The 13357-nt window shown below is 74.0% G+C and carries 10 protein-coding genes; 2 read left to right on the forward strand and 8 right to left on the reverse strand.

Features of this window, described 5'->3' with window-relative positions; translation table 11 throughout:
* Nucleotides 1–134: 134 nt before the first annotated feature.
* From pyrE to ACIP82_RS31210, 4 genes are all read right to left on the reverse strand, one after another.
* Nucleotides 135–671 carry an orotate phosphoribosyltransferase gene (pyrE, locus tag ACIP82_RS31195; RefSeq protein WP_363603798.1) on the reverse strand — a complete coding sequence of 179 codons (537 nt, stop codon included), beginning with the start codon at nucleotides 669–671 and terminating at the stop codon, nucleotides 135–137.
* Between the two features lie 56 nt (nucleotides 672–727).
* Nucleotides 728–1828 (reverse strand): hypothetical protein, encoded by a 1101-nt coding sequence (locus ACIP82_RS31200; protein ID WP_400658298.1) that lies wholly within the window; start codon nucleotides 1826–1828, stop codon nucleotides 728–730.
* Between the two features lie 105 nt (nucleotides 1829–1933).
* The gene (locus ACIP82_RS31205) at nucleotides 1934–3568 is read right to left on the reverse strand and encodes a polyamine aminopropyltransferase (protein ID WP_363603801.1); all 1635 of its coding nucleotides are present in this window, start codon (nucleotides 3566–3568) and stop codon (nucleotides 1934–1936) included.
* A 128-nt stretch (nucleotides 3569–3696) separates the two neighbouring features.
* Nucleotides 3697–4227 carry a DUF2617 family protein gene (locus ACIP82_RS31210; protein ID WP_363603802.1) on the reverse strand — a complete coding sequence of 177 codons (531 nt, stop codon included), beginning with the start codon at nucleotides 4225–4227 and terminating at the stop codon, nucleotides 3697–3699.
* A 757-nt stretch (nucleotides 4228–4984) separates the two neighbouring features.
* On the opposite strand from ACIP82_RS31210, the gene ACIP82_RS31215 reads away from it, so the two are divergent.
* Nucleotides 4985–5416, forward strand: a complete 432-nt coding sequence (locus ACIP82_RS31215; protein WP_400658300.1) for an NUDIX domain-containing protein — start codon at nucleotides 4985–4987, stop codon at nucleotides 5414–5416.
* Nucleotides 5417–5770: 354 nt separating this feature from the next.
* On the opposite strand, the gene ACIP82_RS31220 is transcribed toward ACIP82_RS31215, so the two are convergent.
* The 4 genes from ACIP82_RS31220 to ACIP82_RS31235 all read right to left on the reverse strand — a co-directional run bounded on the left by ACIP82_RS31220 (nucleotide 5771) and on the right by ACIP82_RS31235 (nucleotide 11590).
* Nucleotides 5771–6931 carry a pyridoxal phosphate-dependent aminotransferase gene (locus ACIP82_RS31220; protein WP_400658302.1) on the reverse strand — a complete coding sequence of 387 codons (1161 nt, stop codon included), beginning with the start codon at nucleotides 6929–6931 and terminating at the stop codon, nucleotides 5771–5773.
* A 123-nt stretch (nucleotides 6932–7054) separates the two neighbouring features.
* Nucleotides 7055–7615, reverse strand: coding sequence for a YbjN domain-containing protein (locus ACIP82_RS31225; RefSeq protein ID WP_363603806.1), 561 nt, complete (start codon nucleotides 7613–7615; stop codon nucleotides 7055–7057).
* A 219-nt stretch (nucleotides 7616–7834) separates the two neighbouring features.
* The gene (clpB, locus tag ACIP82_RS31230) at nucleotides 7835–10441 is read right to left on the reverse strand and encodes an ATP-dependent chaperone ClpB (RefSeq protein ID WP_400658305.1); all 2607 of its coding nucleotides are present in this window, start codon (nucleotides 10439–10441) and stop codon (nucleotides 7835–7837) included.
* A 150-nt stretch (nucleotides 10442–10591) separates the two neighbouring features.
* Complete coding sequence (locus tag ACIP82_RS31235; RefSeq protein ID WP_400658307.1) at nucleotides 10592–11590, reverse strand: LysR family transcriptional regulator; 999 nt, start codon at nucleotides 11588–11590, stop codon at nucleotides 10592–10594.
* 71 nt (nucleotides 11591–11661) lie between these two features.
* Between ACIP82_RS31235 and ACIP82_RS31240 the strand changes: the two genes are divergently transcribed.
* On the forward strand, nucleotides 11662–12762 hold the full coding sequence (locus tag ACIP82_RS31240) for a TDT family transporter (protein WP_363603810.1): 1101 nt from the start codon (nucleotides 11662–11664) through the stop codon (nucleotides 12760–12762).
* Nucleotides 12763–13357 lie beyond the last annotated feature (595 nt).

Here is a 13357-nt window from a genome sequence, read left to right on the forward strand (position 1 = left end):
GCCGGCGACGCACCGGGGGCCGGGGGGGGGGGGGCCCCCCGGCCGGGGCTCCGCCCGGCCGCGGCCCACCCCGGGGGGGCGGGGGTGGTTGTCCCCCCCCCCCCCCCCCCGGCCCCCGGCCGTTTCCACCGGGCTCAGAGGCCCAGGTCGTCCAGGGTGTAGGCGGTGACGTACGGCAGGTCCGCCGCCTCGATCGCGGGGGCGGCGCCGCGCTCCACGATCACCGCGACGCCGACCACCTCGGCACCGGCCTCGCGCAGGGCCTCGACGGCGGTCAGCACCGAGCCGCCGGTGGTGGAGGTGTCCTCGACCGCCAGCACCCGGCGGCCCTTGACGTCCGGGCCCTCGATCCGGCGCTGCAGGCCGTGCGCCTTGCCCGCCTTGCGGACCACGAAGGCGTCCAGCTCACGGCCGCGGGCGGCGGCGGCGTGCAGCATCGCGGCGGCGACCGGGTCGGCACCGAGGGTCAGACCGCCGACGGCGTCGTACTCCAGGTGGGCGGTCGCGTCCAGCATCACCCGGCCGACCAGCGGGGCCGCCTGGGCGTCCAGCGTGATCCGGCGCAGGTCGACGTAGTAGTCGGCCTCCTTGCCGGAGGAAAGGGTGACCTTGCCGTGCACGACGGCCTTGTCCTTGATCTGTGCCAGCAGGGCGTCGCGGTCGTTGCTCATGAGCGTTCAGTCTAGGCCCTGCCCACACCGGACGGGTGCCCGGCGTGATGGGGCGGCTAGCGTCGGCGCAGGGCCCTGACCAGCACCACGGCGCCGCCGAGCAGGGCCACACCGCCGCCGATCATCCACGGGACCGGGCTGCGGCCGCCCGGGCCCGGGACCACGATGCCGCCGGCCTCGCCGCCCCAGCGGGACGCCGCCCGGGCCCGCGCGCTGCGGGCCGGCAGGGCGGGGGCGTAGCGGCCGCGCGGCGGGGCGTGGTCGACCTCCTCGGCGGAGCGGCCGACGATGCTGCGGCGGACCGGGCCGCTGAGCACCGGCTCCTCCTCGTACGCGAAGGGCAGGTCGGCGGGGAGATCGGTGGGCAGGTCCTCGGACTCGGCGGCCGGCTGCTCGGTGTCGGCCTGCTCGTCCTGGCCGTCGCGGTCGCCGGTGGGGAGGCCGAACCGCTCGGCGTCGGCGTCGGAGAAGGCGATCAGGTCGGAGAGGTCGTCCTCCAGGTCGTCGCCGGGTTCGTCCTGGCGGTCCTCGAGGAAGTGCACGGTGGCGGTGGTCTCCTCGGCCTCGTCGGCCTCCTCGGTGCCGTCCCCGGTGCTCTCGTCGGTGCTCTCGCCGTCGGCGGCGCTCGGAGCCGCGTCGGTGCCGGTGCCGGAGTCCGCGTCGGCATCCGTGTCGGCTTCGGCTTCGGTGTCCGTGTCGGCGTCGGTCTCCCCGTCCGGGGAGACGAGGGCGGCGGCGAAACGGTCCAGCAGCCTCCGGCCGGTCGCGGCGAGGGTCTCCTCGTCGAACTCGGTGAGCCGCCCGGTGGCGCTCAGGTCGCCGGTGAAGCGGACGACCGCGGTGCCGGCCCCGGCGCCGTCGGCGACGCTGATCCGTACGGTGGCGGTGGCCTCACCGCTGCCGCGTGCCTCCTGGCCCTCGGCGAACGCGGTCAGCACGCCCTCGCGCCCCTCGATCAGCGACAGCACGCCCTTGTACGTGATGGTGGAAGCGCCGATCCGCAGCCGCAGCCGCCCGCCGATCTCCTCGGCGGGGCCGCTGCCGACGGCGGCCGGTTCGGTGCTCAGTCCGGGCACGGAACGGGCCAGCAGCGCCGGATCCTGCAGGGCCTGCCGGACCAGCCCGGCCGGCATCGGGACGACAACCTCATGCTCCATGTCACGGAGCCTACCGACCGAAGCCCGTGTGGTCCCCGTGGTGGCCCCGGTCGGCTGCCCGGACGTCCCGCGGAGCCCGCCCCGCCCCACCCGCCGCAGGGGGGGTCAGCGCGGTCCGAGCAGCGTGAGGGCGGCCGGCGGCCGGGCCGGGCGCTGGGCGGCGAGGAGGGCGGCGGAGGAGCGGAGCCCGTCCGGGGTGAGCGCGCGCGGTGGCGGCGCGTCCGGGGCGAGCGTGAGCGGGGGCTCGGCCGCGGCCGCGAGCAGGAAGTCCTGGCCGCTCTCCGGGCCGGGGCGGCAGCTCGCGGTGGCGCTGCCCTGGACGGCGTACGGGACGGTGCGCAGGCCGGCCGCGCGGAGGCCGGACTCGACCTGCCAGAGGCCGTTCTGGTCGCCGCCGGCCCGGACGGCGAGCCGCCCGCCGGGCGAGAGCAGCCGGGTGGTGAGGCCGTAGAACTCCTGCGAGTGGAACTTCACCGGGCCGCCGTCGGCCGGCGCGGGCAGGTCGGCGAGGACGACGTCGAAGGCCCGGTCCGTTCGGCCGCGGTCGCGCAGCCAGGCCAGCGGGTCGGCCGTGGCCGTCCTGACCCGGGGGTCGTCCAGCGAGCCGCCGGAGAGCGCGGTCAGGCCAGGGTCGGTCCGGGCGAGCCGGGTGAGCGCCGGGTCGGTGTCGACCACCAGCACCGAGCGGACCCCGCGGTGGCGCAGCACCTCCCGCAGGGCGAGCCCGTCGCCGCCGCCGAGCAGCAGGACCCGGGTGTCAGGACCGGCGGCCATCGCGGGGTGGACGAGCGCCTCGCTGCCCCGGTACTCGTCCGGTCCGCAGACCGCGAGCCGCCCGTCCAGGTAGAGCCGCAGCGGGCCCTCGGCGGGGCCGGTGAGCACGATCTCCTGGTACCGGCTGTGGGTGGCGAAGCGGACCTGCGGGCCGTACAGCGCGTGCCGGGCGGCCCGTTCGATCGCGTCGGACCAGGCGGCGGCCGCGCCGAGGGCGGCGAGGACGAGGGCGCAGCCGCCCCAGAGCAGCAGCCGTATCCGCGGCGCGGGCTCCTCGCGGAACAGCCAGAGCACCACGGCGCCCCCGGCGACGGCGTTGACCGCCCCGGTGACCAGCGCGCCGGTGCCCGGCCCGAAGCCGGGCAGGATCAGGAACGGGAAGGCGAGGCCGCCGATCAGCGCGCCCACGTAGTCGGCGGCGAACAGGTCGGCGGCGGCCCGCCCCGCGTCCTCCCGGCGGATCCGTTGGATGAGCGTCATCAGCAGCGGGATCTCGGCGCCGATCAGGATGCCGATCAGGCAGGTCAGGGCGACCATCGCGGCCTGGTAGCGGCCGATCCAGGCCCAGCAGGAGTACAGCGCGAGGACGGAGAGCCCGCCGGTGAGCGCGAGCGCGCACTCGATCAGTGCGAAGGAGGTGGCGGGGCGGCGGGTGAAGCGTTTGGCGAACAGGGAGCCCAGGCCCATCGCGAACACCATGACGGAGAGCACCACGGAGGTTTGGGTGACCGAGTCGCCGAGCAGATAGTCGCCGAGCGCGACGAGTTCGAGTTCGTAGACGAGTCCGCAGGCGGCGCAGATGAAGGCGGCCAGCAGGACGGTCAGCCGGGCGAGCCGGGGGTGGGCGCGCAGCCGGGACCGACGGCGGGCGGGCAGAGGGTTCAGGCTCCGCCCGGGCCGGGGTGGGCTGCCGTCGTCGAGGTCGAGTCCCGGTTGTACGGGAGGACCGGCCGGATGGTTGATCACGAACAAACGCTAGGCGACGTTCGGTGCGGATAGCTGCGTCCATTCGGCGGACAGAACGGTGCGGCAGGTTGACAGATCGTCGCTGTGTGCGAATCGGGGCGTGCGGGTGGGCGGGGGAGCGGGGGCCGTCATGGCCTGGGGACCACGAGCGAGGAGCGGGTACAGACCAGCCGGCCCTCCTGGGGGTAGGCGTGCCAGGTGCGCCAGAGCAGCCGGTCCGCGCCGCCCTGGGTGACCAGTGCGGTGAAGGCGCTCGGATCGCCGGGGAAGACGCCGGCCAGACCGCGTGGATGGCCCTCGACCAGGGCCAGCAACTCCTGCGCGCGGGCGGCGAAGTCGTGCGGTGGCAGCGCCTCGATCCGGGCCGCGAACTCGTACTCCCAGCCGCCCACCTGCTTGGCCACCCGGGCGGGCAGCGGGGTGCGGCGGCCGGGCAGGCAGGCGACCGTCTCCAGGCACTCGCCGGGGCCGGCGGCGATCACCACCTGGTGCGAGGCGCCCAGCAGCCGCAGCTGGAGCGTGCCGGGCGGGCCCGGGTGGCCGGCACCTTCGAGTCTCAGGTCGCGGACCGCGAGAGCGGGCAGCGGGTCGCCGCCGAGACACCAGGCCAGGTCACCGGCGCGGGTGTCCGTGTAGGAGGTCTGCAGTGTGGTGAGCATGCTCGGCTCCGCGTTTCAGCTCCGTGCGCGCCCGCCGGGCAGCAGCGAGTAGGCCTAGGCATGGGGCGAGGCTGTTCGTGGCTGTACGGCCCAGGGCGCGGCCGGCCGTGGAAGGAAGGATTCCGGCTGGAGATTCAGCAGCAGAGAAGCATGAATACGCCGGGTCCGTCGGTGATTTACCCAACTTTGTCAAGCATTCACTGTTTCGAGCACACCTGCTTCCCTGCTCTGATCGACCCGGTGTGCGACTCTGCTCAGCGCGCGCCCTTTACCCCGGGTCGCGCGCCGTGCGCGCTGGCTACGAGCCTGCCGCACGACTCGCGCGCCTCCGGCCCTCACGCGCCCGGCGCACCGACCCGGCGCCGCGCCGTCGGGGCGGCGCCGATCGCCCGGCTGGCGGCGACCGGTCCGCCGAGGCATGAGAGTTGACTGATCGTCAGTGATGAACCGGAGGCCGGTCGGAAGGCCGGAGCCGAACGAGCCGGGCGACGGCCTTCCCCAGGACGTGCGCCCTTGTGCGGAACGTGAACCGGATCGCCACCACCCCGCACCGCCCGGGCCGGGACCGGCAGAACTCACCGCCGTCCTTCTCGCCCAGCGGGGTGATGCCGGCGGGTGGCGAAGCAGGTGCCCGCCGCCGCGGTTGCCTTCCCCGCCGGCCCCAGCGCGTCCTTCATCACCGGTCAGTCGTTGCACGTCGACGGAGGCCGGCTCCTCCACTGACCGGCACGTCCCACCGAACAGGAAGCAGACCACCATGCGGCACCGCGTCCGAGCCGTCCTCCTCACCCCGAACGACACCATGCTGCTGATCAAGCGCATCCGCCCCGGCGTCGACCCGTACTGGGTGATCGTCGGCGGCAAGATCGAACCCACCGACGCCGGCCCCGAGGACGCCCTGCGGCGCGAGGTCCGCGAGGAGATCTCCGGCGAAGCCCGGATCGGCAGCCTCCTCCACACCATCGAGACCGACGACGAGCGCCAGGACTTCTACCTCGCCACCATCGAGAAGTGGAGCTTCGACGACCGCACCGGCCCGGAGTTCAGCCAGGAAGGCCGAGGCGAGTACCTCCTGGAGGAGATCCCCCTGACCGCCGACGCTCTTGACGCGGTCAGCCTCCTGCCCCAGGAGTTCGCCGCGGTCCTGCGCGAGGCTGTCGAGCGCGGGGAACTCCTCGCCGCCCGGTAACCGCAAAAGGGATGGCCGGGCCAGTGGACCGGCCCGGCTACCAGAACCCACCCTCCCCACCGAGCGGGCCGACCGGCCGTCGGCCGTCGCCGACCAGGCACTCGACCCGCCCGGAGAGCGGGAGGAGGGCCCAACGCCCTTGGCGGTACCGGACGATCAGGTCCGCGAGGCGGTCGCGACGCTGTTTCGGGTGATCCGGCCGGAGCCGCGCCTGCGGCTGGGCGGGACCGGGGCGATCGGGCCCGCACCGCACTCCGTGCCGCCAGGGCCGGGCTGGACGTCGGTCGGCAGGTGGCCGGCGCGGCAGGGTAGGCGCTGGTGGGACCGCCCTGGCGGCGGCCTCACCGGCATCGGTCAGAGCTGCTGGAGCCGGGCCACCGCCTCTTCCAGGACGTGCACCCTTTTGCAGAACGTGAACCGGACGAGCGAGCGCCCGGCCTCGGTGTTGTCGTAGAAGACGGCGTTGGGGATGGCGACGACGCCGCAGCGCTCGGGCAGGGACCGGCAGAACTCGATGCCGTCCTTCTCGCCGAGCGGGGTGATGTCGGTGGTGATGAAGTACGTGCCCTCGGGGTTGAAGACCCGGAAGCCGGCCGCGCTCAGCCCGTCCGCGAGCAGGTCGCGCTTGCGACGCAGGTCGGCGCGGAAGTCGTCGAAGTAGCTCCCGGGCAGCCGCAGCGCCTCGGCGACGGCGTACTGGAACGGCCCGGCGCTGACGTACGTCAGGTACTGCTTCGCCGTACGGACGGCGGCCACCAGCGGCGCGCTCGCCGTCACCCAGCCGACCTTCCACCCGGTGAAGGAGAAGGTCTTGCCGGCCGAGGAGATGGAGACGGTGCGCTCCCGCATGCCGGGGAGGGCGGCGATCGGGTGGTGGGCGCCGCTGAACACCAGGTGCTCGTACACCTCGTCGGTGATCACCAGCAGGTCGCGCTCGACGGCGAGGGCGGCGATCGCGGCCAGTTCCTCGGGGTTGAGCACCAGGCCGGTCGGGTTGTGCGGCGAGTTGAGCAGCAGCAGCCGGGTGCGCGGGGTGACCAGGGCGCGCAGCCGCTCCAGGTCGGGCCGGAAGTCCGGGGCCCGCAGGGTGAGCGGCACACGGACCGCTCCGGCCATCGCGATGCAGGCGGCGTAGGAGTCGTAGAACGGCTCCAGGGCGATCACTTCGTCGCCGGGCTCCAGCAGGGCCAGCAGCGCGGCGGCGATCGCCTCGGTGGCGCCGGCGGTGACCAGGACCTCGGTGTCCGGGTCGTAGGTGAGGCCGCGGAAGCGCTGCTGGTGCTCGGCGATGGCGTGCCGGAGCTCGGGGATGCCCGGGCCGGGCGGGTACTGGTTGCCCTGGCCGCTCAGCACGGCCCGGGCCGCCGCCTCGGCGATCTCGCGCGGTCCGTCGGTGTCCGGGAAGCCCTGACCGAGGTTGATCGAACCGGTGGCGGTGGCGAGGGCGGACATCTCGGCGAAGATCGTCGTGCCCATCCCGTCCAGCCGGCGGTTCAGCAGCGGCCTCGTACCCATTACAGCTCCTCACACCTTGGCGTCGCCCCATCCTGGGGGCAGCCGGCGGCCGGGGACAAGGACGGCCCGCCACCGGGGGTTGCCGGTGGCGGGGCGTTCGTAAGGCCGGACGCGGTGAGGGGCTCAGGCCTCGTCGGTGCCCTCGGGGGCGCCGCCCTCGCCGTCCTCGCCCTCGATGTCCTTCTGCAGGCCGAGGCGCTCGACGATCCACTGCTCGAAACCGACGGCGGCCTGGGTCCAGTTGGCGGTGGTGGTGACGAAGTAGTCCAGGTTGACACCGGTGCCGACGATCATCTGGGCCTCGCCGATGAGGCGGACCACGCCGTCCTCGTGGGTGTGCGTGTAGACCTTGGGCCAGAGGGTCTCGCGGTTCCACTCGTCGATCAGGTCGAGGATCTCGCCCTTGTCCTCAAGCGGGTAGGCGCGGTCGTAGAACGCGCGGACCGCGAAGAGCTCCTTCTGCTCGCCGCGGAACATGTAGTAGACGCGGAAGCCCTCCCAGGGGGCGGTGAGGTCGCCCTCCTCGTCCACGACGTGCTTGAGCTGCATCTGGTCCAGGAGCTGGGTCACCAGGGCCTGGTCCGGAACGATGATGGGCGGCGGGCCGGCCGGCCGCCCCTGACCGCCGGGCTGACCGCCCTGCGGTGCGCCGAACGACGGGATGGACGACGGGTCGATGCTCATGGGGGTCCTCTTCCTCAGTGCACGTGGTGGCCGGCAATGAGAGGCCGCCCTTTCCACCTTCCATCCTGCCTCATCCGGGCGGCGCCTTACAGGGGCACCCGGCGGCGGGCCGGGGCCTGTTGGATCATGCCGGAGCCCGGGCGCCGGCGGCGGCCACCGAGGGTGAACACGGTGGTGGGCCGCCCTGCCGTGCGAGGGCGGCCCACCGTGCTCCGGGCGCTACTTCTCCAGCGGTCCGCGGGCACGGACGGTGAGGCGGTCGCCCTCCTCGTCCCGTTCGACCAGAACGGTGTCTCCGTCGTGCACCTGGCCGGAGAGGATGGACCTGGCCAGCTGGTCGCCGATCGCGGACTGCACCAGACGCCGCAGCGGACGGGCGCCGTACGCGGGGTCGTAGCCGGTGAGGGCCAGCCAGTCCCGGGCGGCCTCGGAGACCTGGAGGGTGAGCCGGCGCTCGCGCAGCCGCTCGCCCAGCCGGGCCACCTGGAGGTCGACGATCCGGGTGAGCTCCGCGGTGCCCAGCGGTTCGAAGACCACGATGTCGTCCAGCCGGTTGAGGAACTCCGGCTTGAAGGCGGCCCGCACCGACTCCAGCACCAGGTCCTTCTTCCGCTCCTCGGGGATGGCCGGGTCCACCAGGAACTGCGAGCCCAGGTTGGAGGTGAGGATCAGGATCGCGTTGCGGAAGTCCACCGTGCGGCCCTGGCCGTCGGTGAGCCGGCCGTCGTCCAGGACCTGGAGCAGCACGTCGAAGACCTCGGGATGGGCCTTCTCCACCTCGTCCAGCAGCACCACGCTGTACGGGCGGCGGCGGACCGCCTCGGTGAGCTGGCCGCCCTCCTCGTAGCCGACGTACCCGGGCGGGGCGCCGACCAGGCGGGAGACGGAGTGCTTCTCGCCGTACTCGCTCATGTCGATGCGGACCATCGCCCGCTCGTCGTCGAAGAGGAAGTCGGCCAGGGCCTTGGCGAGTTCGGTCTTGCCGACGCCGGTCGGGCCGAGGAAGAGGAAGGAGCCGGTCGGGCGGTCCGGGTCGGCGATGCCCGAGCGGGTGCGGCGCACCGCGTCCGAGACGGCCTGGACGGCCTCCCGCTGGCCGATCAGGCGCCGGCCCAACTCATCCTCCATGCGCAGGAGTTTGGCGCTCTCACCCTCCAGCAGCCGGCCGGCCGGGATGCCCGTCCAGGACGCGACCACATCGGCCACGTCGTCCGGGCCGACCTCCTCCTTGACCATGGACGCGGAGGCGTCCTGGTCCGCCGCGCGTTCCTGAGCCTCGGTCAGCTCGTGCTCGGCGGACGGGATCTCGGCGTACATCAGCTTGGAGGCGCGCTCGAAGTCGCCGTCGCGCTGGGCGCGTTCGAGGGCGCCGCGCAGGTCGTCCAGGCGTTCCTTGAGCTCGCCGACCCGGTTGAGGCTCTTCTTCTCCTGCTCCCAGCGTGCCGTGAGCACGCTCAACTGCTCGTTCTTGTCGGCCAGGTCGCGTCGAAGCCGGGCCAGCCGGTCCACCGAGGCGGGGTCGGACTCCTTCTCCAGGGCCAGCTCCTCCATCCGCAACCGGTCGACGGCGCGCTGGAGTTCGTCGATCTCCACCGGGGAGGAGTCGATCTCCATCCGGAGCCGGGAGGCCGCCTCGTCGACCAGGTCGATCGCCTTGTCTGGGAGGAAGCGGGAGGTGATGTAGCGGTTGGAGAGGGTGGCGGCGGCGACCAGGGCGGCGTCCGCGATCTGCACCTTGTGGTGCGCCTCGTACCGGCCCTTGAGGCCGCGCAGGATGGCGATCGAGTCCTCCACGCTGGGCTCGCCGACCAGCACCTGCTGGAAGCGCCGCTCCAGGGCCGGGTCCTTCTCGATCCGCTCGCGGTACTCGTCCAGGGTGGTGGCGCCGACCATCCGCAGCTCGCCGCGGGCCAGCATCGGCTTGAGCATGTTGCCGGCGTCCATCGCGGAGTCGCCGCCGGCGCCCGCGCCGACCATGGTGTGCAGCTCGTCGATGAAGGTGACGACCTGGCCGTCGCTCTGCTTGATGTCGTTCAGAACGGCCTTCAGCCGCTCCTCGAACTCGCCGCGGTACTTCGCGCCGGCGACCATCGCGCTGAGGTCCAGGGCGACCAGCCGCTTGCCGCGCAGCGACTCCGGCACGTCGCCGGCGACGATCCGCTGGGCCAGGCCCTCGACCACGGCCGTCTTGCCGACGCCGGGCTCGCCGATCAGCACCGGGTTGTTCTTGGTCCGGCGGGAGAGCACCTGGACGACCCGGCGGATCTCCTGGTCTCGCCCGATCACCGGGTCGAGCTTGCCGTCCCGGGCGGCCTGGGTGAGGTCGGTGCCGTACTTCTCCAGCGCCTTGTAGGTGCCCTCCGGGTCGGGCGAGGTGACCCGGCCGCTGCCGCGCACGTCCTTGAACGCGGTGAGCAGCGCCTTCGCCGTGGCGCCCTGCCGGGCCAGCAGCTCGGCGACCGCCCCGCCCTCGGCGGCCAGGCCGACCATCAGGTGTTCGGTGGAGACGTACTGGTCGTCCAGGTCGTCGGCGCGCCGGCCGGCCTCGGTGAGCACGGCCAGGGTGTCGCGGGACAGCTGCGGCGCGGCGACGGTGGAGCCGCTGGCACTGGGCAGCGCGGTCAGCAGGCGGCGGGCCTCGGCGTCGGTCTGCGCGGCGTCCGCGCCGACCGCTTCCAGGAGCGGCCTAGCGATGCCCTCGGGCTGTTCCAGCAGGGCGATCAGGATGTGCACCGGCTTGACGTCCGGGTTCCCGGCGCCGCCGGCCTGCCGGATCGCGGCGGACAGGGCGTCCTGCGTCTTGGTGGTGAACTTGCTGGCGTCCACTGCTGGGGTGTCCTCCTCGGACTCGCTGTCGGTACTCCGGGTTCCGGTCCGGGGTTCCGGGCGCCGGTCTCGGGCGCCGGTCTCCGCGTTCCGGTCTTCGGGCTTTCGGTGCTGCTGACTACAGCATGCACTAAGTTGAGTCTATTCCGCTCAACTTTCAGATGAACGTTTCCGTGGACGCGGACCGGCCCCTGCGGCGCCCGCGCCCGCGGCCTCTGCCCCTACCCGCACCCGCGGGTACGGTGCGCTCTGCCGGGTGAGCCCCAGCAACTCCCTGGCCGGCCCGCTCGGCCGTTGCCCGGCCGGCCAGACCGCGCGCAGCGGGCGCCGCAGGTCCAGCCCGTCCGCCAGCGGCACCGCCACCAGCCGCCGGGTCGCCAGCTCCTCCACCACCGCCAGCTCGCTCAGGCAGACCGGCCCGGCCCCGGTCATCGCCGCCGCCTTCAGCGCCGTGGAGGAGGCCAGCTCCAGCCGCGGCTTCGCGGCGCCCCCGTACGGCGCCAGCGCCATCTCCAGCACCTCCCGGGTGCCGGAACCGGGCTCGCGCAGCACCAGCGGCGTCGCGGCCAGCTCGGCCCCGGTGAGCGGTGCCCGGCGGCGGGCCCAGGCGTGTCCGGGCGCGACCACCACCACCAGCCGGTCGGCGGCCACCACCGCGCCGGCCAGCCCCGGCGGGGTGGACGGGCCCTCGACGAAGCCGAGGTCCGCCTCCCCGGCCAGCACGTGTCCGGCGACGTCCGCCGAGTTCGCCGTCCGCAGCGTCACCGCCGTGCCGGGGCTGGCCGTGTGCAGCGCCAGCAGCCAGCCGGGCATCAGGTACTCGGCGACGGTCAGGCTGGCCACCACCACCAGGCGGGCGTCCCGCCGCTCCCGCAGCGCGTCGATCCCGGCGTCCAGCGCCTGTGCGGCCTCCACCACATGCCGCGCCCACTCGACCACCAGCCGGCCCGCCTCGGTCGGCCGCGAGCCGCGCGGGGAGCGGTCCAGCAGCGGGACGCCGATCTGCCGCTCCATGCCCTTGATCCGGGCGCTGGCGGTCGGCTGGCTCACCCCCAGTTCCGCCGCGGCCCGCCCGACGCTGCCCAGCCGGGCCACTGCGAGCAGCAGCTCCAGCGCTCCGAGTTCGGGGACACGCGGGGAGAGGGCCATAGATCCAGGCTATGTCCTCATAGATCGCCCGGCGCTACCGGAGCCGGTCGGCCGAGGGCACGGTGGGTCTCATGGCCACCCTTCTCAGCGTCCGACCGCTCACCCGCACCCCCCGCCTCGACCTCGCCCAGCTCGGCCCCAACTGGTACGCCGCGATCATGGGCACCGCGATCGTCGGCAACGGAGCGGCCGTGCTTCCGGTCCGGCTGCCCGGGCTGATCGGGTTCGGCGAGCTGATGTGGGCGCTCGGGCTGGCCGGCCTGCTGCTGCTCGGCGGCGCCCGGGCGGTCCACCTGACCCGGCACCGCGCGGCCGCCCGCACCCAGCTGCTGGACAACCCGGCCACCGCGGTCTTCTACGGCTGTCCGCCGATGGCCCTGCTGGCGGTCGGCCTCGGCACCCTGCTGCTCGGCTCCCGGGTGATCGGCACCGGCCCCGCCGTCGCCCTGGACGCCGTGCTCTGGAGCGCCGGCACGCTGTACGCCCTGGCCGTCGCGGCCGGCATCCCGTATCTGATGATCACCAGGCACTCGCTCTCCGCGCTGGAGGCCAACCCGACCTGGCTGCTGCCGGTGGTCGCCCCGCTGGTCGCCGCCGCGACCGGCCCCGCGCTCGTCCCGCACCTGCCGGCCGGGACCGCGCAGCAGGCCATGCTGTACGGCTGCTACGCGCTGCTCGGCGTCGGCCTGCTGGCCACCCTCGCCCTGCTGCCGGTGGTGCTCACCGGGCTCGTCCACAGCAAGCTGCCCGCGCTGGTGCTCACCCCCTCGCTGTTCCTGGTGCTCGGGCCGCTCGGCCAGTCCACCACCGCCGTCCACCAGCTCGCCGACGCCGCCCGGCCGGTCCTGCCGCAACTCGCCCCCGCCGCGCTCGCCTTCGCGGAGCTGTACGGGGTCGCGGTGCTCGGCGTCGCGATGCTCTGGCTGGTCATCGCCGTCACCGCCAACCTGCGCGCCCGCCGGGCCGGGATGCCGTTCGCGATGACCTGGTGGGCGTACACCTTCCCGGTCGGCACCTGCGTCACCGGCGCCGCCGGCCTCGCCCGCCACACCGGGTTCGCCGGCTTCACCGGCCTGGCCGCCGGGCTCTATGTGCTGCTGATCGCGGCCTGGGCCGTCGCCGCCTGCGGCACCGCGGCAGGACTGGCGGGCGGCCGCCTGCTGGCGCGCTGAGTGCTCCGGCCGCAGGACGCGCGCCTGCTGCGGTTTCGCGAACGGCCCGGACGGCGCTCGGGGACGGCTTACGAGCTCCGCGCGCGGAGACGGCGTACAAGCTCCGCGCACGGTGCGCACAGGCGGAGCGCGGTCGTCCGGAGACGAATGAACGGACGGGAGGACTCCGCCACCGCACCGCTGTGACCAGCGGTTTCGCGTGGAGCCACGTCGGGACCCGGCGCCCCGCGCCGGCCGGCCGCTGCAGGTTCCTGCAATTGCGAGAACATGCACTCGGGCTGGCCTTGTTCACCGGCCGTCACGCTGTGAGGGTGGAGTCACGTCAGGCCGTCCGGGCAACCGCAGCCCGATGGTGGCGACTTGCTCTTCAGTACTGGATGCGTGAGGTACGTCAGTACCTGCATATCGGGGGGAAGAGCGTCGGCCGGGTGCCATGTGTGGTGATGGCGCCCGGGACCGGAGTCGGCGAGGCGTTGCTGCTCCGCCTCGCCGGAAGCGCCGTGGCCTCGACGTGCACCGGCGGCCCCCGGGGAACCCGTGTGCGACGGCACCCGGGGCCCGGGGGCCCGCCGGCTCGCAGTACCGTGATCGGGTG

Origin of the sequence: Kitasatospora sp. NPDC088548 (assembly GCF_044753005.1) — a bacterium.
Taxonomy (GTDB): domain Bacteria; phylum Actinomycetota; class Actinomycetes; order Streptomycetales; family Streptomycetaceae; genus Kitasatospora.

Coding starts and splice junctions, on each gene's coding strand:
- pyrE (WP_363603798.1), bottom strand. CDS start 671: ATGAGCAACGACCGCGACGCCCTGCTGGCACAGATCAAGGACAAGGCC.
- ACIP82_RS31200 (WP_400658298.1), bottom strand. CDS start 1,828: ATGGAGCATGAGGTTGTCGTCCCGATGCCGGCCGGGCTGGTCCGGCAG.
- ACIP82_RS31210 (WP_363603802.1), bottom strand. CDS start 4,227: ATGCTCACCACACTGCAGACCTCCTACACGGACACCCGCGCCGGTGAC.
- ACIP82_RS31215 (WP_400658300.1), top strand. CDS start 4,985: ATGCGGCACCGCGTCCGAGCCGTCCTCCTCACCCCGAACGACACCATG.
- ACIP82_RS31220 (WP_400658302.1), bottom strand. CDS start 6,931: ATGGGTACGAGGCCGCTGCTGAACCGCCGGCTGGACGGGATGGGCACG.
- ACIP82_RS31225 (WP_363603806.1), bottom strand. CDS start 7,615: ATGAGCATCGACCCGTCGTCCATCCCGTCGTTCGGCGCACCGCAGGGC.
- ACIP82_RS31235 (WP_400658307.1), bottom strand. CDS start 11,590: ATGGCCCTCTCCCCGCGTGTCCCCGAACTCGGAGCGCTGGAGCTGCTG.
- ACIP82_RS31240 (WP_363603810.1), top strand. CDS start 11,662: ATGGCCACCCTTCTCAGCGTCCGACCGCTCACCCGCACCCCCCGCCTC.